The sequence below is a fragment of the Pectinatus frisingensis genome (genome assembly GCF_014076555.1).
GTDB classification, from domain to species: Bacteria; Bacillota; Negativicutes; order Selenomonadales; family Selenomonadaceae; genus Pectinatus; species Pectinatus frisingensis.
Genome location: NZ_CP045424.1, coordinates 2,455,165 through 2,474,272 on the forward strand (window position 1 = coordinate 2,455,165; position 19,108 = coordinate 2,474,272).

Genomic DNA, 19,108 nt, shown 5'->3' on the forward strand with positions numbered 1-19,108 from the left:
CATCGAGCTCATCAATACTTTCTCCCCAATTTTAAAGCTTTATCGGGAAAAATACCGTATGACAAAATTTTTAAAAATATTTGTTATAGGTGACATATAACGTCCCTTGATCCAAGACAGCCAAATAGTTCGTTGGCAAACAGGATTTTCAATATGAAGCTGCACCGGCAGATGAGAAATATCACTTTGGCGCCAATAGGCCGGTAAAAAAGTAACACCCAAGCCTGCATTAACTAATGTAGCGATTGCTTCCAAGCTTTCGATCTCGAAAACGATGCTAGGTTCAAACCCCGCCTGACGACAAAAATTATGAGTAATATCCCAAAGCTCTGAATCGGCAGTATAACTGATAAACGATTCGGCAGCTGCTTCCCGCAGCTGAATACTTTTCCTGTCAGCTAAATGATGTTTCGGCGGCACGGCTAAGAATATTTCTTCATCGATTAACGGTTCCGAATGAATTTGCGGATGAATTATCGGCAGAAAAAAAATACTTAAATCTATCTGCCCATTAAGCAGCTGCTCCTGCATTTCTGCCTGTCTGGCAAAATGTCTCAGGCGAAAGTTCACCTGAGGATGCTCTACAAGAAACCCATTCAAAAGATTAGGTAAAAATCGTGAAGAAGATGCTCCCAATGTAACATGTTCCTGCCCGATGCCGGCCAAGTCCGCCAATTCCCGCTGCCCGGCATCCAGTTCATTAAAAACGCGCTCTACTCTTTTAAGAAAAAGCTTTCCGCAGTCATTTAACTTTATGCGTTTTCCAACACGATCAAATAAAGCCACTCCCAAGCCTTTTTCCAGCCGAAGAATGGTCTTGCTCAGAGATGGCTGCGCTATATGCAATTTTTCAGCAGCCTTGGTCATACTTTCCGATTGGGCAACTTCACGAAAATATTTCAGTTGTAATATATCCATAATCATTCTCCCAATAAATTGATTATAGCTTACAAGGAATAAGCAATATAGTTAATTATATATTTTAACATATAAAGATTCAATGTTATAATAAAAACCGTCTTACATCACTTTTATAAAAATTAAGGATGGTAATGTTAATGAGTGAAGCACGATTATGGACGAAAAATTTTACAATGGATTCAGTAGCCAATTTTTTTATTTATCTTGTATACTATACACTCACTGTAATCATTGCAATTTACGCAATGGATACACTTCAGGCATCCCCCGGAGTTGCCGGCCTGGCTTCAGGTATTTTTATTTTAACCGCACTCTTTTCACGTATATTCACCGGTAAAACCATTGAACAAATTGGCCAAAAAAAAATGCTGCTGATAGGATTGGTACTTTATTTCGCAACTACATTTTTATATTTTGAGGCTGATAACATTTCTTTCCTGCTATTTATTCGTTCGCTGCACGGAATCGGATTCGGCATCGCAGCCACAGCCACGGGAACAATAATTGCCCATATCATTCCGGCATCACGTCGCGGTGAAGGTGTTGGATATTATGCTATGAGCGTCACACTGGCGTCGGCCATAGGACCTTTTCTCGGTATATACATGAGTCAGCACATAAGTTTTCAAATAATTTTTGCCATCTGTGCCATAATATTAGCTGTCAGCATTCTATCAGCATTACTGCTAAAACTTAACGCTGAACCTCTTACCACTTCTGTAAAAGTCGACCACGGCAATTTCGCCGTCAATAACTTTATCGAATTTAAAGCCCTACCTATAGCTGTTATCGGTGGACTACTGGGGTTCTTTTACTCAAGCATAATCAGCTTTCTGGCCCCCTATACCAGAGAAATCGATTTAGTCAGTGCCGGCAGTTCCTTTTTTATCGTTTATTCCATCATCATTTTATTTTCTCGCCCAATAACCGGTCATCTTTTTGATAAAAAAGGCGAAAATTTTGTCATGTATCCCGCCTTTCTTGTTTTCGCCATCGGTATGATTCTTTTAAGTCAGGCCCATAACAATTTTATTCTCTTAGCTGCCGGTGGACTTTTAGGGCTTGGGTTCGGTACCTTTATGTCAAGTGGTCAAGCCATTGCAATAACATTATCACCACCCCATCGTGTCGGACTGGCGACGTCAACATTTTTCTCTCTGACCGATGGTGGTGTAGGTATTGGTCCGTTGTTTCTGGGACTTTTAGTGCCAAGCATTGGATTCCGCGGCCTATATATGCTCATGGCCGGTGGTGCCATTTTCAGCATGTTTTTATATTATTTGCTGCATGGCCGCAAAAAAAGACAGCAAGAGTCAGTCGTCATCAATTGACATTTAACTGACAATCTGCTCTTGGGGTTGTTATACATAAGCATTTTATTCATAAATTTGTAATATCTCATTTTCTTTGCCTGCTCTTAGGAAGGTGAGTACCCGCATAACGGTGGCAGGTTACATCTTTAAGGAGCCGATGTTTCTTGTGTAACAACTCCATTTTTATGTAAATACACATACATTATGGATTTGTCTCCAGAACTTTTATTATATAACATACTTCATCATCATTTACTTTGATATCATAATTTGAGGCTAAATTGTCTGTCGCCAGCCGAATAGTTTCAAAAAGAGGTTTATGACTATGAATATAACTTCTAATGTCATCAAAATAAATTGCATCCTGATGTACACAGCGGTCGAGCATACAACCAAGATGAACGACTAAATTCAATCGTTTATCCTCCGATTCAAGTGGATAATTAATATCTTCTACAAATTTTTCTATATCTTTAACAGCTGTTTTAGGATTGACGTATCTGACATATTGCTCTAATAACAGCTTTGCTTTTCCATAAACATTCAATTCAATTGGTTCTTGTTTATTTTTTTTGCACCCACTATCAATAAGCTTAAAAAAGCTCTTTTGACTATCCTCATTAAGCAATTGTCCAATAGGAAAATATGGTATGCCAAGCTGTGGATCTATATTACCAACAACAGCAATAAATGTGTTATTCTTAAGTAATCTGGGATAGTTAACTTTTATATCAAAATAATTTGTTACGATTATATCAACTTTCTCATAATATTCCGGCGGTAACATTTTTTTTATAACCTCATATGCCATTTTACTTGCACCCTCACCTGTCATGCAAAGAGAAAGTATTGCCGGTTTCTTATCTGTATCCGATTCAGATGGTGTTATAGTAAATTGATATATTGAAGAAAGATCATTTGTTTTGTAAAGAACTTTTCGTAATAATTCAATAGCTAACGGTGTAGAAATATTATCAACGACTTTAGTCATTATGCCCGTTTCCTGTTGCAATCGTTCGCCAAAGTCGTAGAGTGATCCCATATCCACAAGTAATAAAATTCCTTTATTGCGATGTACGGAAACAGCCATACTGCGAAATTTCATATAAGTTTTATCAATGCTGGCTGTTAATGGCATGTCGATTGCTTTCAACCATGTAGTATTCAACAACATATTAGCCACATTTGCTATACTCGAGGCTGTTGTATCACCATGGCAGCAAATTATTATTCCTATTCTATCCTGCTCACCACTATCATTTTCTTTATTTTGAACCAATAACAATGCCAAAAAACATTGTTCATAGCTATTTATTGGTGTATTAAATTTTATTTCAAGTCTTTTTACCATTTCATGTGCTATCTGAAGCTCTTTGGGATGTTCTTTTTTTATCTCCGATAATTGCGGTATCGGTAATTTCTGTGTTTTATTAGTTCGTTTTAATAACGCATTGATATGAAAACAAAGCCCAAATATAAACTTATTCTTAAAATTTATAGATAGATGATGCTGGGCAAATTCAACAAGTTTAACCGTTGCATCTACTATTTCACGTGGAACGACCTTATAAAGCGTATTAATATCAGTTGTTGAATCATCGACTTCCCTCATAAGATTGCTGAAATAATTATCAATGTCGTTTTGCAGCAAATCATGAATGACGTGCTTATTTATGCCCTGACTACGCAAAGTGGTTAATCGATTAGTAATCTGATTGTATAATTCTGTCGGATGATCAAGTAGTGTATCATCAATTTTTTTATGCGGAGTTATAATTACAGTTTCAGAAAACATATTTAAATATTGTTTTGTTTCTTCATCCAGTTTAGCAATATCAAAAAAACTGGATTTTATTTTGTCATTCAATGCTTGAAAATCTATATGAAATGATTTATTATCCTGCAAATTCTGCAAAAAAGCATTGGCACATAAAAGTTTTATTTCTGAACGCAGCTGACCTATATTGCCTGTACTAAAACTATAAACCGCCAATGCCTTCAGAACTTCTGGAGCAAGACTAAGTGATTGCTTAAGATTCAAAGATTCATATCGGAAAAAATAATCGATAATTTCCACACGTTCACTTATAGGTTTTTGCATAAATGATGGCAGTTTTATAGTTACCGGAATCCGTCTGATAAAAGTTGACAATAATATATTTTCCGGGTTTTCCGTGGTAGCCCCGATAATTAACAAATCTGCCTTATGTCTTGCTGTATTTTCACCCAGACGACTGTATTCCCCCTTATCCATAAGATAAAAAAGCATTTCTTGCCCATTAGGCGGCAGGCGATGAATTTCATCAAGAAAAAGTATCCCTCCGTTTGCCTTTTCTACCAATCCTATTTTATCTTCATCGGCCCCTGTAAATGCATTTTTAGTATGCCCAAATAGCTTTGCCAATAATAGTTGTGGATTGTTAAAATAGTCTGCACAATTAAATGTAATAAAAGGATATTCTTTATCTGTTTTCTTGCGAATATATGCACCATATGAATGCATTGCCGCGGCAAAAGTGGTTTTTCCGACACCACTTTGACCTAATATTAACGTATGTAATCCCTTTGGCGGATAAATAATTGCTGCTTTAGCCTGCCTAACTTGCTGCATAAGACTGCCGTCATGTCCCAATAATTGTTCAAAAGGGTCATTGGCTGCATTGGCTGATATTATCTCAAAAAGTTCATCAGGATTATAAACATCCTTTAATGACACATGGTATTCTTCACAAAATCTATAAATAAAGTTTTGTGGTACAAAACATACCGGACGGGTATTTAACTTGGTTAACATCTTTTTTTTATGCAATTGATTTAAAAATGTACTGCCATTATTGCGCACTATTCCCAGTTTATCTTGAATCTGTTCTGCATTGATTCCTGGAGTCTGCCTTAATTGTAATTGTTCAATAAATTTTTCATAAGATAGATTATTTTGAATAAAATGAAATATAGTATCAATATTTTTCATTAAATGTATCCTCCTTTTAAGATTTGTATTATAAAATTGAGAATATAATATATATTATAACTTATTGTGCATAAAAATAAATAAATTATCATATATTTAACTAGTTTTTTTATGCAATAATAATTCTTTTTCATATAGTGCATAGTATGAACTTAATTAATATCATTTCATATTAATATAAATAATATAACCATAGCCATTATTCAACAAAATCACTGTTTTCCTGATTATAGTAAGTGTTATGCACTAATTTGGCACATGATTTGCTTATATTAACAGATAATAAGGAGGAAGAAAACATGGATAATTCAATATTACATAAAAATCTTATTTTCTTAAATTATGAAGCAACAGATCAGTTAAATTTGTTGAATAAGTTTTCTGGAATTTTATATGCAAATGGTTATGTGAAAGACAGTTATGCTCAAGCCGTTATTAAACGTGAACAAGAATTTCCTACGGGGCTTAATACTCCTGGTATCAAAATAGCAATGCCTCATACATACCCAGCGCATGTCTTAAAATCAACAATTTTGGTTGCTACGCTGAAAAACCCAGTTACTTTTAAAGAAATGGGTAATAGCGATAATAATGTAAATGCCCAGCTTGTATTTATGCTGGCTATCACAGATCCTAAAGGACATTTATCGATATTAAGTAAATTGATGTCTATTTTTTCTGACAAAGAAAAATTATCTGATATATATTACACCGATAATAAAATGGACATGATCAAAAAACTTAACAAAATATTATTTTAAAGGAAGATGATTAAAATGAAAAGAATTTTCGTAGCCTGCGGTTCCGGTGTGGCAACATCACAAACAGTTGCCTCAAAAGTACAGTCAATGTGTGAAGATGAAAATTTGGATGTTTCAGTTGAAGCTGTTGACTTCAAATCTTTGGAAAACATAATCGACCAATGTGATATTTATATTTCAATTGTTTCCGAGAAAGATAATAATTGGAATGTACCTACCATCAAGGGAATACCTTTTTTGACAGGTATAGGAATGGAGGAAGAGTTTGAAAAGCTTAAAGATCTGATTAAAGAATAAAAAAGCTCTCACAGCTATATAATAAGCTGCAAGAGTTTTATACACACACATTTATTATACACTCAATCAAAAAAATAATGCAATATATTTATTGATATAAAGGAGGAGTCATTGTGTTTAACGACATTATACAGTATATACTGGGTCTTGGTGCTGCCATTTTTCTTCCTGTAATCATGATAATACTCGGTTTATGCGTGAAAATGAAGATAAAGAAGGCCATCATATCAGGTATTACTCTAGGTATAGCTTTTACAGGAATGAACGTAGTTTTAGGGTTTATGTTCAACAGTATTAGTCCTGCTGCACAAGCATTAGTGCAAAGGACCGGTCTTCAACTCACGGCCATTGATGTTGGATGGGCACCTATATCCGCTATAGCCTGGGCCTGGCCATTTGCTCTTTTTATGTTTCCTGTGCAAATAATCATAAATTTAATAATGCTGGCATTGAAATTTACAGATTGTTTAAATGTGGATTTATGGAATGTTTGGGGAAAAATTCTCACGGCTACGCTAGTAGCTTATATTACGGGAAGTGTTGTATTAGGCTTTGTTGCTGGCGGCATCCAAGTTATATTAGAACTCATTAGTGGTGATCTTGTGCAAAAACGTTGCTATGAAGCTACAAATATTCCTGGTGTTACCTGTACACATCCAATGTTTCTTCAAGGTCCATATCTCGCATTGATCAATAAAATACTTGACTTTGTACCTGGGATCAACAAAGTCAACGTTGATGCTGCTGAATTAAAAAAACGCATCGGCATATTCGGCGAAAACAGCATAATGGGATTCATTGTTGGCGGCCTTATAGCATTTTTAGGTGGCTATGCTATAAAAGATATTTTAATAACAGCTATGTCAGTAGCTACAGCTATGGTTTTATTTCCTATGGTGGCAAAATTATTCATGCAGGCACTTGCCCCAATTGCTGATGCTGCAGGAACGTTTATGAAGAGCAAATTTAAAGGACGTGACTTTTATATAGGCTTGGATTGGCCATTTCTAGCCGGATGTTCAGAAGTATGGGTAATTGCCATTGTCCTAGTACCTATTGAGCTTATTCTTGCTTTCGGATTAAGTCAAATGGGTCTCAATAAACTCATTCCACTTGCATCTATAATAAATATTGTTGTAACTCCTCCTGCTATGATTATTGCCCGTAAAAATTTACTTCGTATGTTTATAATGTGTATTATAGCTACTCCTTCCTACTTAATAGCAGCTACTCAATTCGCACCTCAAATTACCCAGATGGCCGCTGATACTCATACTTTGCAAACTCAAACCGGCCAATTAATTTCTTGGATGCAAATAGAAGCTCCTGAATTCAGATGGTCTATAGTTCATGCTCTAAATGGTGATGCAAGCGGCATTGCCGGAATAGCTATATTTGCCATTTTATTCGTATGGTATTTTATGTATATGAAAAAAAGCAATGCTCAGTTGAGTAAAAAAGAATAATATTATTCATTACTGAAAGGATGAAAAAAATGTTAGAAGAATTAAAAAAACAAGTTGTCAAGTATGCTCTGCAGGCAGATAAAAGCGGTCTTTGTAAACATAGATCCGGTAACTTCAGTATTCGTGATACTAAAACAAATTACGTATGTATTACACCAACTGGTATGGATAGAGAAGAAATGACTTATCACGATATAATAGTACTTGATTTAAACGCTGTAGTCATAGAGTCAGAAACAAGTCAGCGCCGCCCCACAAGTGAAAGTTTAATGCATTTGGAAATATATAAGCATTATGCAAATATAAATGCCATTGCCCATACTCATTCTCGTTATGCCACTGCCTTTTCCGTTTTGAAAAAACCTATTCCTGCTATTGTTTATGAAATTTTAGGTCTCGGATGTAAAGAAGGATTTGTTCCCATTGCAGATTACGGCAGACCTGGAACCCTTTCATTAGCCGAAAATACTGCAAAAGCACTCAAAAAATCAGATGTTGCTCTTATGCAGGCGCATGGAGTGATAGCTGTTGACACAGTTTTAAAAGAAGCCTTGTTAAAAGCCAGCTACGTTGAGGAATTAGCTGAAATATATTATCATACCTTAGTAATTAATAATGGTAAAGAACCTCCGTATGTTCCAGACACAGAATTGCAAAAATGGGAATATCCAGCAGAAATAACTTTATTGGATAAAAATGTACGAACTTCAAAATAATTTCTTATATTATTGCCAAATTTTAAAGAAAGGTGTAATTTCTGTGAAAAAGCTTATAAATAATCCTGAAGATTTTGCTAAGGAAACTATAGAAGGCATAATTGCCGCCCATCCCGAAAGCTTGAAATTAGTTAATGATAGCTGGCATTGTGTTATCCGCAGTGATGCCGGTACTAAGCCAGGCAAAGTAGCTATAGCTACCGGTGGTGGCTCCGGTCATCTGCCTGTATTTTTAGGCTATGTTGGGCAAGGGCTGGCCGATGGTGTAAGTGTAGGCAATGTGTTTGCCTCACCAAGCGCTGAAGCGATGCATGAAGTGGACAAGGCCATCAATAATGGTGCCGGTGTTCTGCATCTTTATGGCAGATATGGCGGTGACATAATGAATTTTGGCATGGCCTCTGATTTAGACGAAATTGAGAATATAAAAGTTACAGAAGTATTAGTAAGTGATGATGTGGCATCCGCGCAAAAAGGCAATGAAAATAAACGTCGTGGCGTAGCCGGAATGCTATTCGCATATAAAGCTGCCGGCGCTGCCGCTGAAAAAATGTTACCTTTAGAAGAAGTAACTCGTATAGCCCAAAAAACCGTTGATAATACCCGAACCATGGGAGTTGCCCTCACATCCTGTACTGTTCCTGAAGTTGGTACCCCGACTTTCGCAATTGCCGATGATGAGATGGAAATTGGCATGGGTATCCACGGAGAACCCGGTATAACCAGAACAAAGCTGCAGCCTATTGATAAAATAGTAGAAAAACTTACCGATAAAATTTTAACTGATTTACCATTTGCAAGTGATGACACTGTAGCTGTTATAGTCAACGGCTTAGGTGCAACTCCAAAGGAAGAACTATATATTGCTTACCGAAAATTGAAACAGATCCTTAGCAGCAAAAATATTAAGATTCATCGGAAATATATAGGCGAATATGCTACATCTCTTGAAATGGCCGGCATGTCTATATCTATATTAAAATTAGACGAAGAACTGCTGCCTCTTATTGATGCTAAATGCTATTCACCTTTTTTCGAACAAAGCCGCTAAGGAGTCACAAACTTATGGAAACTATTAATAAAGACACACTAAAAAAAATTTTTGAAAGCATTCTTTATTCTATGAGTGATGCCAAGGAAGAATTAATAGCACTTGATGGTTCAATGGGTGATGGTGATCTTGGTTTAACTATGTGTAATGGCTTCAAAGTCATATGTGATGAATTTGATAATATTACTGATGATGACTTAGGAACACTCCTCATCAAATTAGGCATGAAAATGAACTCTGCCGTTCCTTCTACAATGGGGACTTTAATTGCAACATGCATTTTAAAAGCAGGTTCCAAAGTGAAGGGAAAAACCTTTCTTGATTTAAATGATTTATCAACTATGGCCCAAGCTGCTGCAGATGGTGTAATGCAGCGCGGTAACAGTAAAGTTGGCGACAAAACAATGCTCGATGCACTTTATCCTGCTGCTAATGCTCTAAAAAATGCCGCTGTTGAAAACAAGGATATGTTTTCTGCCCAACAGGATGCTTATAAAGCAACCTGCCTAGGTGTCGAAAATACTAAAAACTTAAAGTCTGTACACGGACGTGCTGCTTATTACAGCGAAAAATCCATAGGCCGGCGAGATCCTGGTGCAGTCGCAGTGATGTATATATTTCGCGGTATAGCTGCTGTATTTAATAAATAATACACCAAATCCAAATTCTATTGTTATAAAAACATGACATAATATCCCCATATAAGCTATTAAAATACAAAAAGCTTATATGGGGATATTTAGTTTCATCGAACAGCCCCTTATTATATATCAAATTAACCTGTTGATTATAATTTACTTTCCATCAATATGACATCTTCTCCCTGCTGTTGCCGCATCTTTATATTCTCCTTGCCCCAAGAACACATTACATCAATAATTTTATTAGCTGTAATACCATATTCTGTTACATAGTATTCAACTTTTGGAGGCATTTCATTATACACCTGTCTTCCTACGATACCATCTTTTTCAAGTTCGCGAAGCTGCTGTATAAGAACTTTTTGAGAAATACCTGGAATAAGACGTTGCAATGCTCCTGTTCTCTTAGTCCCGGACATAAGCAAGCAGACAATCAAAGCTTTCCATTTTCCGCCAAGCACTTCAAGTGTTGCCTCAATACCTAAATTATATTGCTTCATAATTTCTACCCCACATAAAATAGAATCCTATAGTTTACACTGAATAATTCTATTATACACATATTTTCAAATGCGTCTAATACACACAATAAAGTAACCAAACACTTACTTTATTGTGTGTATTTACTAATTGTACGTATTGCATGATAATAAATTCATACAAGCAAATGTACATTGAAAGGAAAGATGTCTTATTATGAAAACCCTTATAATTTTAGCTCATCCCAGCATTGATAATTCAAGAGTAAATAAACAATGGGAACAAGAATTAATTCAATTCCCTGATAAAATCGAAATCCATGAGCTTTACAAAGAATACCCTGATTGGAACATTAATATTAAATACGAACAACAACTATTGGAAATGCATGATCACATTATTTTCCAGTTTCCTATATACTGGTACAGCTACCCACCTTTATTAAAAAAGTGGCTGGATGATGTCTGGACTCATGGATGGGCATATGGATCAAAAGGTCATAAATTGAAAGGGAAAAAATTTGGAGCAGCCATTTCAATAGGGGATAAAAAAGAAAACTATCTGCCCACAGGTTCCGTCTCATTTACAATTAATGAATTAATCGCACCGTTTAAGGCCAGTGTAAAGCATGTCGGCGGTATCGTATTACCTTACTTTGCCATATTCGGAGCTTCATTTCAGGCAAGTGATGAAGAAATCAGGCAAAGTGCTAAAGATTATATCAGCTATATATTCACCAATAGCAAATAATTATAAACTTGCATATTTCATAACTTTTCCAAGCAAAAATATTCCTAACATCTCGAATTATTGCAAATCTATTTGTACCGTTATTTTATTGCTTTGATATGTAATGAAACATATTAATAAACTGGCAGTTTTTTATAGATCAGCACACCTGGCTTCACTACTTAAGCTTTTTTGAACCACGCGGCTATCGCGTGGTTTTCTTTATACAAAAACATCGCCAGCCCATAGCAGACTGACGATAAAAATTACTATTTTCCTAAAAACTGTATTTTTTTTGCAATCGGCACAAAACGTCAACAAAACGATTAATTTGTTCTTCTGTATGATGGGCATTAAGCATAATGCGAATAAGTGCATGATCCGGTCTTACCGCCGGATAACGAAACATTGGTACTATCATCTTTTCTTCTAAAAATTCCTCATATACTTTTACAGCTTTTTCATCCTGTCCAATCAACACAGAAATAATATATGACGGGTCTTCATTTAGCTGAAGTTTTCTTTCTGCCAGCCGCTGCCGTAAATCAAGTGAACGGGATAAATAAGTATCCATAATTTCCGGCTGAGCAGTAAGTTTATACATTATATAATCAATGGTGCTGGCCGTGGGAGGCTGAATAGCAGCCGTAAAAAGTGATGTTCCTGACAACACTTCAAAAGCATGTATATATTTTTCCGGGCCGGTAATAGCTCCGCCTTCCATTCCAACAGCCTTGGAGAAAGAAACCATTTTAAAAGTAGCGCGTTTCATCTGGTCAAATTGATTTACAAACAAACGATTTTGAGGACCATATATCAAAAAGCCATTGGCATCATCAACATAACTCAACGCATGATATTGTTCACAAGCATCAAATAATTCTTTCATTGGAGCAATAGAACCATCGGCCGAATAAACACTTTCAAAAACAACAACAATTTTATCATGTTTTGCAGACAGTCTTGCCAGTAATTTCTGCAAATCTGCCGGATTATTGTGTTTAAATGAAAATAGTTGTTGCCCAAATCTTAAATGAGAAGCCCCTTTCCATAAGCTCCAATGGCAATCACGATCAAGCACAAATATCGCATCAGAATTGTCAATTTCACACGTTTCACTAAAATGAAATTTACAAGACATTGCATTGATAAAGCCTAAATTTGCCAGTAAACCGCTGGCAAATGATATAGCCCGTTCCTGACCGTTTAATAGACAAAGATGATTTTCCATTTTTTTATGGGCTTCGCACACACCCTGAGTGACTCGTGAGCCACCTGTTGTAAGGCCATAAATATCAGCAGCAGCGTGAAAATGTTCAAGTACGTCCTTAGTTTGATGAAGATCAAGGATATTGATGCTGGCAAAATTTATGAATTCATCATCATTATAAGTAATTGTCGGTCCCACCGGTTTCGTCGTTGTTAAAATATCATAAAAAAATCCTTCATTGACAGCGGCATCAGTAAAATTATTAAATCCCCATAAATCTGTATCACTTTCATATAGGGAATTTTTTGAAACAGCCGAACTAGTCATATAAGCACCATCCTCAAAATAAGAATATAAATATTAGCATTGCGTCAAATGTTAATTTTTAACCCAATTACACCAGCAATAATCAACATTATACAAACCAGCCGCGTTGCCTGATGTGGCTCTCCAAACCAAATCATACCCATTATCGCTGTACCGGCGGCCCCTATTCCGGTCCAAACGGCATAAGCAGTACCTATGGGAATGGTCTTTGTCGAAAGATCCAATAAATATACACTGCCAAGCATGGCAGCACCGGTAAACAGCGATGGTATTAAACAAGTGAAACCTTCTGTATATTTTAATGATATAGCCCATGTTATTTCTAAAAAACCAGCTATTATCAAATAAACCCATTCCAAATCAGTCACCCGCCAAAAATATATTTATAAACTAGACTAACTTATATTTTATCGCTTTAATATGAAATTAATATGAAAATAATGCATATAAATAATATTTTTATACATTATCTACCTTTTCACAGACATAACGCCTTGACAAAATATTTAATTATGTACTATCATTGCATACAGGCATGTTTACATTTTTACAAACATTTGATTAGAAATACTATTATAATTTTATTATTCCAAACTAATCTCACAAAACAAAAGCTGATATTATGCATTTGTACGAAAAATTTAAAATGATTAACTATCAGGAGGATTTTTATGGGAATGAACATGACAGAAAAAATTCTTGCCGCTCATGCGGGTGTAGAGAAAGTATCAGCCGGGCAATTGATAACCTGCAGCCTTGATATGGTGCTGGCGAATGATGTAACAGCACCACCGTCATTCAAAGAATTCGATAAAATTGGCGGACCAGTTTTTGATAATACAAAAATAGCTTTGATTCCGGATCATTTCACCCCAAATAAAGACATCAAATCAGCTCAATTGGCTAAGTCAGTACGCGAATTTGCTGATAAGCACAACATAATAAATTATTTTGAAGTAGGCCGGGGTGGCATTGAACACGTAATTTTACCGGAAAAAGGCATTGTCGCACCAGGGATGCTGACAATCGGTGCCGACTCACATACCTGCACCTATGGTGCATTAGGAGGTTTTTCCACCGGAGTAGGAACTACTGATCTGGCAGTAGGACTGGCGACCGGCAAGGCATGGTTCAAGGTGCCCGAAACAATAAAGGTAGAATTATCCGGAGAAAAACCACACGACATAACCGGTAAAGATGTCATTCTTACACTAATCGGTATGATTGGTGTCGATGGTGCTCTTTACAAAGCACTGGAATTTACGGGAGAAGGCATAAAATCATTATCAATGGACGATCGTTTTACCATTTCTAATATGGCGATTGAAGCCGGTGGTAAAAATGGTATTTTCCCAGTGGATGAAACGACTCTGACATATATAAAAAATCGGGTTAAAGCTCCTTATAAGATATTTACTTCTGATCCGGATGCCCAGTACTGCCGAACAGTACGCATAAACTTATCTGATTTAGTTCCAGTAGTGGCTTTTCCCCATTTACCGGGCAACACAAAAAGAATTGCGGATATTGGTAATATTCCAATTGATCAGGTAGTTATTGGTTCCTGCACTAACGGACGTATTGAAGATATGAAAATTGCAGCCAATATACTAAAAGGACATACCATTGATAAAAATGTGCGCTGTATCGTAATTCCCGGCAGTCAGCAGGTATACAGACAATCTATGCAGGCAGGTTACATTGACATCTTTATTGAAGCAGGTGCTGCCGTCAGCACACCAACCTGCGGCCCATGTTTAGGCGCCCACATGGGTATATTAGCCGCTGGAGAACGCTGCGTATCAACAACAAATCGCAACTTTCGCGGCAGGATGGGTCACATCGACAGTGAAGTTTATTTAGCTGGTCCGCAGGTAGCTGCCGCTAGTGCTGTTCTTGGTAAAATAGCGCAGCCAAGCGATTTAAAATAATAACCGATAAAAATGAAAGGCATGATATTATGGCATTAGAAGGAAAAGTATGGCGTTATGGAGATAATATAGATACTGATGTTATTATTCCGGCCCGCTATTTAATTTCATTTGATCCACAGGAATTAGCCACACATTGTATGGCAGATATAGATAAAAGTTTCGCTGAAAACGTAAAAAAAGGAGACATGATCGTTGGTGGTAAAAATTTTGGCTGCGGTTCATCGCGTGAACATGCTCCAATTGCCATCAAAGCCAGTGGTGTACCGGTAATCATAGCTGCCAGTTTTGCCCGCATATTTTACCGCAATGGTATAAACATCGGTTTACCGCTTTTAGAAATTGGTGACGATGTCAACAAAATCAAAAGCAATGATACATTACGTGTAGACACATCAACCGGTAAAATAGAAAATCTTACCAGCGGTGATGTTTTCCAAGCCCACCCGCTGCCAGGATTCGTCGAAGACATTGCCAGGGCCGGCGGCCTCATCAATTATATCAAGGAGAACAAATATAATGACTAAAAACATCGTCGTTATTCCCGGTGATGGAATAGGTAAAGAAATAACTACTGCCGCCGTAAATGTATTAAAAAAAATAGCCAGTAAATATAACTGGCTATTAAATTTTTCCTATTATGACGCCGGTGGAACAGCCTATGATAAATCTGGTGTACCGCTGCCTGATGAAACACTTGCCGCCGCTAAAGCTGCTGATGCAGTGCTTTTCGGTGCTGTTGGCGGTGACAAGTGGGACGATGTCGCCCCTGCCCTGCGCCCGGAAAAAGCTATCTTAGGTTTACGACAGGGATTAGGCTTATATGCCAATTTAAGACCGGTAAAAGCAATGGAAACTTTACTGGAATATTCTCCATTAAAACCCAGTATAATACGCGGCACTGATATTTTAATCGTGCGGGAGCTTATCGGTGGCATCTATTTTGGTGAAAGATGTGAATCCGAAGAATATAAAGGCACCACACGCGCCTGGGATCTGGAAAACTATAGTATTCCTGAAGTCGAAAGGATCGTTGCCTTAGCCTTGACTGCCGCCCGCAGTCGTAAAGGCAGGGTGACTTCCGTAGACAAGGCCAATGTACTGGCTACTTCGCGCTTATGGAGAAAAACAGCTGCTGAAACAGCCAAAAAATATTCTAATGTACAGCTCGACAATATGTATGTCGATAATTGCTCAATGCAGCTGGCAATAAATCCGACACGCTTTGATGTCATTGTCACCAGCAACCTCTTTGGCGATATATTGAGTGATGAGGCTGCCGTTCTGAGTGGCTCCATTGGTCTTATGCCGTCAGCAAGCATCGGCGAACGGACTAGTCTTTATGAACCGATTCATGGATCAGCTCCTGACATTGCAGGAAAAGGCATTGCCAATCCCCTTGGTACTATTCTATCGGCCGCGATGCTGCTGCGTCATTCCTTTTCAGCTGAGGCGGCAGCAGCAGATATAGAAATAGCAGTACAGAAAGCTTTAGCAGATGGCTATCGAACAGCCGATATATACAGTCCGGAATTTAAAAAAGCTGACACACTTCAAATGACACAGGCTGTCATTGATAATATAGGATAAAAATATATTCTCACAAAAATAGACTGCCCTCCATAAGTTAAATTTTAAAATCTAATTTATGGAGGGCAATTTTTAACTATATTTCAAAAGCAAATGTATATTTTTATTTTGAATTATTTTGCATCCGAAGCCAGACCAAAACGGGTTATCCCGGCGCCCTTAAGCTTGTCGAGCAATCCCATAAGCTGATCATAATTCATATCCTTATCCGCACGTATCACAACAGCGAAATTAGGATTTTGCTGCTTTGCCTTTTGTGCTTGTGCCAACAAATCTTTTTCGGTAATACGCTTATCCTCCAGATAAAGCGAACCATCTTTTTTTATTGTCACCAGATAATTCACTCGTGCCTGCATCTCAGCATTTTCGGTTTTGGGCATATTCACCGGCACTGTCTTGATATTCACCATATACAACGTACTAAGCATAAAAAATACCAATAAAAAAAACATTATATCGATCATCGGTATAATCATTACTTCCGGTTTAGAAAAAGAACGGCGATTACGCAGACGCATCGGAATCACCTCTGTTGCGATATGCTTCTACCAATGAGAAAGACTGCTCCATATCGGTTACGATATTATCCACACGCTGCGTAAAATATGCATGAATAATCAATGATACCACAGCCACGCATAACCCCATCGCTGTCGCGATTAAAGCTTCACCTACGCCGCCGGTTATCGCATGCGCCTGGCCTTCCTGAACATTAAAAATACTGAAAGCCGATATCATGCCACTGATAGTTCCCAAAAGTCCAAGCAGCGGCGCCATTGTTACTATTACATTAAGATAATAAAGACGCGATCGAAATTTAGCCAGGGAAATTCCTGATTGGATTTCAAAGAAAGCTGCAATATTAAAATTATTATCGGTTCTCGTCATTCCGGAATGCAAAAGCATTGCCAAATCACCCTTTGTTTGTGCAGCCAGTTTCTTAGCTTCCTCAATCTTATTATTAACCATCAGCCGATAAAAATTATCGGCAAATTTTCTTCCTGAGTCAGCCTTAGAAAAATAAAATACCCTTTCAATGGCAATTGAAATAACAAAAATCGAACATAAGAGCAGTATATACATGACGAATCCGCCCTTATGAAAATAACCGACACCCTGCATAATAAAATCCATAAATATCCCCCTCATAGTTGCCTTTTCAGATGCATTAATGCAAACGAAAAGTAATTGGCTGTGTATAATAGGATTGCACTGATTCGTTATAAGCATTAAGCCCGGGTGAAAAAGTAAATTGTCTGCCCGCTGCCAAAGCCGCCTGTTCAAATTCTCTTTGTCCTGACGACCCCACAATAGTTACACTAGCCACACTGCCATCTGTATTTACAACAAACTGCAATACAACATAGCCTTCTTCATCCGCTTCACGCATGTCTTCCGGATAATACGGTTTCGGTGTATACTGCGGCCTGGGCGGAACGGTGACTTTCAATCTGCTTTCATCATCTCCGGAACCACTGCCATTACCGCTGCCGGAACCATCACCGGAACCATTGCCAGTTCCATTACCAGAACCACTGCCAGAACCGGATCCGCTGCCAGTTCCAGTTCCATTGCCGGTTCCTGCCCCACTGCCAACAGCAATACCTGTTGAACTACTGGGGCCATTACCGGCGCCAATCGTACCTTCTGTATGTTTAAGCAGTTTTTCCTTTTGGAAATTATTATCAGTCTCCTCTTTTTTTACAGTTTTATCAATTTTGTCCGCATCATTATTTGACAAGACTATATCACTGCTGGAAAAAGAAGCTTCCCCGCCACCGCTGACACCACCGCCGCCGCTATTTCCACCGCCGGCTGCCCCATCACTATCATCAATAGTATAGATATCATCATCTGTGGCATAAACATGGTGCAAATTCGAAAAGAAACCTCCGAATGCTAATAGCATAAATAAAATAACATGTATTGTCAATGACCATAACAGGCCTGTTTTACGATATTTTGTTACCCGCATACAGATTCCCCCAACTGAAAAAAGCACACTCCCAAAGGAATATGCTTTTTAAAGGCAAAATCTATACTGAATTTATTGCTGCCCAAAAATAATCCCCTCCCTATCACTCGCAGGTTAGATGGTGATCTTCAAACAGGCAGTTCTTCTGGCTCTGGATCATTACCACGTTGCGCCTTCCCAGTTTCCCAGTGACTTTAATTACAACATGATTTCCCTTTACAGCGGCGTGACCGCAGCGGCGTATTACCGCACTTCTCTATTAAGCGTATCCGCACCTGTTCACTATATTTTATTATTAAATAATTATAGTTTATATACAAACCTATATTACATGATATAAAGCTTTGCTCTCCTTGTCAAGAGCGAAGCCTCATATCAAATATTGATATTGTAAATCATATTATTGATAGCAGCTATTGATTTTTACTTTATTATATTATAATATAAAAGTGTTTCAGAAAAATTTCATATTTCAGGAATGAGTGTCCTATGGGACTTAATAGAAAAACCGGTATGAAGCCGGTACGGTCACGCCGCTGTAACAGGGAGCAAAACCAAAAATGTCATTGGAGAAATCCGAGAAGGCTGGTCTAGCGATGAACTGAAGTCAGAAGAACTGCTTATTCAACAGTCACCATTAAAACCTGCGAGTGATAGGGAGGGGAATTAAGTGCAATCTTGTTGTACACTATTCACTGGCTTTTCAAGCCAGCTTTTGTTGTGTTTAAG

Annotated in this window: 19 protein-coding genes and 2 riboswitches; of the genes, 11 read left to right on the forward strand and 8 right to left on the reverse strand. The window is 37.5% G+C overall.

What is annotated here, in order from left to right; genetic code table 11:
- Positions 1 to 39: 39 nt before the first annotated feature.
- The gene (locus F8M42_RS11510; protein ID WP_182186794.1) at positions 40 to 918 is read right to left on the reverse strand and encodes a LysR family transcriptional regulator; all 879 of its coding nucleotides are present in this window, start codon (positions 916 to 918) and stop codon (positions 40 to 42) included.
- A 140-nt stretch (positions 919 to 1,058) separates the two neighbouring features.
- On the opposite strand from F8M42_RS11510, the gene F8M42_RS11515 reads away from it, so the two are divergent.
- Entirely contained in the window at positions 1,059 to 2,252 is a 1,194-nt protein-coding gene (locus F8M42_RS11515) for an MFS transporter (protein WP_182186795.1), read from the forward strand.
- A gap of 184 nt (positions 2,253 to 2,436) precedes the next feature.
- On the opposite strand, the gene F8M42_RS11520 is transcribed toward F8M42_RS11515, so the two are convergent.
- Complete coding sequence (locus F8M42_RS11520) at positions 2,437 to 5,205, reverse strand: sigma 54-interacting transcriptional regulator (RefSeq protein WP_182186796.1); 2,769 nt, start codon at positions 5,203 to 5,205, stop codon at positions 2,437 to 2,439.
- Positions 5,206 to 5,504: 299 nt separating this feature from the next.
- On the opposite strand from F8M42_RS11520, the gene F8M42_RS11525 reads away from it, so the two are divergent.
- The 6 genes from F8M42_RS11525 to dhaL all read left to right on the forward strand — a co-directional run bounded on the left by F8M42_RS11525 (position 5,505) and on the right by dhaL (position 10,146).
- Positions 5,505 to 5,966, forward strand: coding sequence for a PTS sugar transporter subunit IIA (locus F8M42_RS11525; protein WP_182186797.1), 462 nt, complete (start codon positions 5,505 to 5,507; stop codon positions 5,964 to 5,966).
- A 15-nt stretch (positions 5,967 to 5,981) separates the two neighbouring features.
- Positions 5,982 to 6,263 (forward strand): PTS sugar transporter subunit IIB, encoded by a 282-nt coding sequence (locus F8M42_RS11530; RefSeq protein ID WP_182186798.1) that lies wholly within the window; start codon positions 5,982 to 5,984, stop codon positions 6,261 to 6,263.
- A gap of 113 nt (positions 6,264 to 6,376) precedes the next feature.
- The gene (locus F8M42_RS11535) at positions 6,377 to 7,729 is read left to right on the forward strand and encodes a PTS galactitol transporter subunit IIC (protein ID WP_182186799.1); all 1,353 of its coding nucleotides are present in this window, start codon (positions 6,377 to 6,379) and stop codon (positions 7,727 to 7,729) included.
- A gap of 29 nt (positions 7,730 to 7,758) precedes the next feature.
- A complete protein-coding gene (locus F8M42_RS11540; RefSeq protein WP_182186800.1) occupies positions 7,759 to 8,445 on the forward strand; it encodes a class II aldolase/adducin family protein in 687 nt (228 codons plus the stop codon).
- A 43-nt stretch (positions 8,446 to 8,488) separates the two neighbouring features.
- Positions 8,489 to 9,496 (forward strand): dihydroxyacetone kinase subunit DhaK, encoded by a 1,008-nt coding sequence (locus F8M42_RS11545; RefSeq protein WP_182186801.1) that lies wholly within the window; start codon positions 8,489 to 8,491, stop codon positions 9,494 to 9,496.
- Between the two features lie 14 nt (positions 9,497 to 9,510).
- Complete coding sequence (dhaL, locus tag F8M42_RS11550) at positions 9,511 to 10,146, forward strand: dihydroxyacetone kinase subunit DhaL (RefSeq protein WP_182186802.1); 636 nt, start codon at positions 9,511 to 9,513, stop codon at positions 10,144 to 10,146.
- Positions 10,147 to 10,283: 137 nt separating this feature from the next.
- Here dhaL and F8M42_RS11555 read toward each other — a convergent pair whose 3' ends face one another.
- The gene (locus tag F8M42_RS11555) at positions 10,284 to 10,637 is read right to left on the reverse strand and encodes a winged helix-turn-helix transcriptional regulator (protein ID WP_182186803.1); all 354 of its coding nucleotides are present in this window, start codon (positions 10,635 to 10,637) and stop codon (positions 10,284 to 10,286) included.
- A gap of 196 nt (positions 10,638 to 10,833) precedes the next feature.
- On the opposite strand from F8M42_RS11555, the gene F8M42_RS11560 reads away from it, so the two are divergent.
- The gene (locus F8M42_RS11560; protein WP_182186804.1) at positions 10,834 to 11,367 is read left to right on the forward strand and encodes an NAD(P)H-dependent oxidoreductase; all 534 of its coding nucleotides are present in this window, start codon (positions 10,834 to 10,836) and stop codon (positions 11,365 to 11,367) included.
- Positions 11,368 to 11,623: 256 nt separating this feature from the next.
- Here F8M42_RS11560 and F8M42_RS11565 read toward each other — a convergent pair whose 3' ends face one another.
- Complete coding sequence (locus tag F8M42_RS11565; protein WP_182186805.1) at positions 11,624 to 12,883, reverse strand: aminotransferase class I/II-fold pyridoxal phosphate-dependent enzyme; 1,260 nt, start codon at positions 12,881 to 12,883, stop codon at positions 11,624 to 11,626.
- Between the two features lie 44 nt (positions 12,884 to 12,927).
- Entirely contained in the window at positions 12,928 to 13,242 is a 315-nt protein-coding gene (locus tag F8M42_RS11570; RefSeq protein WP_182186806.1) for a DMT family transporter, read from the reverse strand.
- Positions 13,243 to 13,554: 312 nt separating this feature from the next.
- Between F8M42_RS11570 and leuC the strand changes: the two genes are divergently transcribed.
- Genes leuC through leuB form a run of 3 tightly spaced genes read left to right on the forward strand, consistent with a single transcriptional unit; the run spans position 13,555 to position 16,404 of the window.
- Positions 13,555 to 14,814: a 3-isopropylmalate dehydratase large subunit gene (leuC, locus tag F8M42_RS11575; protein ID WP_182186807.1), complete on the forward strand. Its 1,260-nt coding sequence runs from the start codon at positions 13,555 to 13,557 to the stop codon at positions 14,812 to 14,814.
- 29 nt (positions 14,815 to 14,843) lie between these two features.
- Positions 14,844 to 15,341 carry a 3-isopropylmalate dehydratase small subunit gene (locus F8M42_RS11580; RefSeq protein WP_182186808.1) on the forward strand — a complete coding sequence of 166 codons (498 nt, stop codon included), beginning with the start codon at positions 14,844 to 14,846 and terminating at the stop codon, positions 15,339 to 15,341.
- A complete protein-coding gene (gene leuB / locus F8M42_RS11585) occupies positions 15,334 to 16,404 on the forward strand; it encodes a 3-isopropylmalate dehydrogenase (RefSeq protein WP_182186809.1) in 1,071 nt (356 codons plus the stop codon). Before F8M42_RS11580 ends, leuB begins: the two co-directional genes overlap by 8 nt.
- 113 nt (positions 16,405 to 16,517) lie before the next feature.
- Here the strand turns inward: leuB and F8M42_RS11590 are convergent, their stop codons facing one another.
- The 3 genes from F8M42_RS11590 to F8M42_RS11600 are packed head-to-tail and all read right to left on the reverse strand — an operon-like array spanning position 16,518 to position 18,379.
- On the reverse strand, positions 16,518 to 16,922 hold the full coding sequence (locus F8M42_RS11590; protein WP_182186810.1) for an ExbD/TolR family protein: 405 nt from the start codon (positions 16,920 to 16,922) through the stop codon (positions 16,518 to 16,520).
- Positions 16,909 to 17,538: a MotA/TolQ/ExbB proton channel family protein gene (locus F8M42_RS11595; RefSeq protein ID WP_182186811.1), complete on the reverse strand. Its 630-nt coding sequence runs from the start codon at positions 17,536 to 17,538 to the stop codon at positions 16,909 to 16,911. Before F8M42_RS11595 ends, F8M42_RS11590 begins: the two co-directional genes overlap by 14 nt.
- A gap of 34 nt (positions 17,539 to 17,572) precedes the next feature.
- Positions 17,573 to 18,379, reverse strand: a complete 807-nt coding sequence (locus F8M42_RS11600) for an energy transducer TonB (protein WP_182186812.1) — start codon at positions 18,377 to 18,379, stop codon at positions 17,573 to 17,575.
- A 118-nt stretch (positions 18,380 to 18,497) separates the two neighbouring features.
- A riboswitch (cobalamin riboswitch) is annotated at positions 18,498 to 18,673 on the reverse strand.
- A 169-nt stretch (positions 18,674 to 18,842) separates the two neighbouring features.
- Positions 18,843 to 19,017: riboswitch (cobalamin riboswitch) on the forward strand.
- The last annotated feature ends 91 nt before the right edge of the window (positions 19,018 to 19,108 follow it).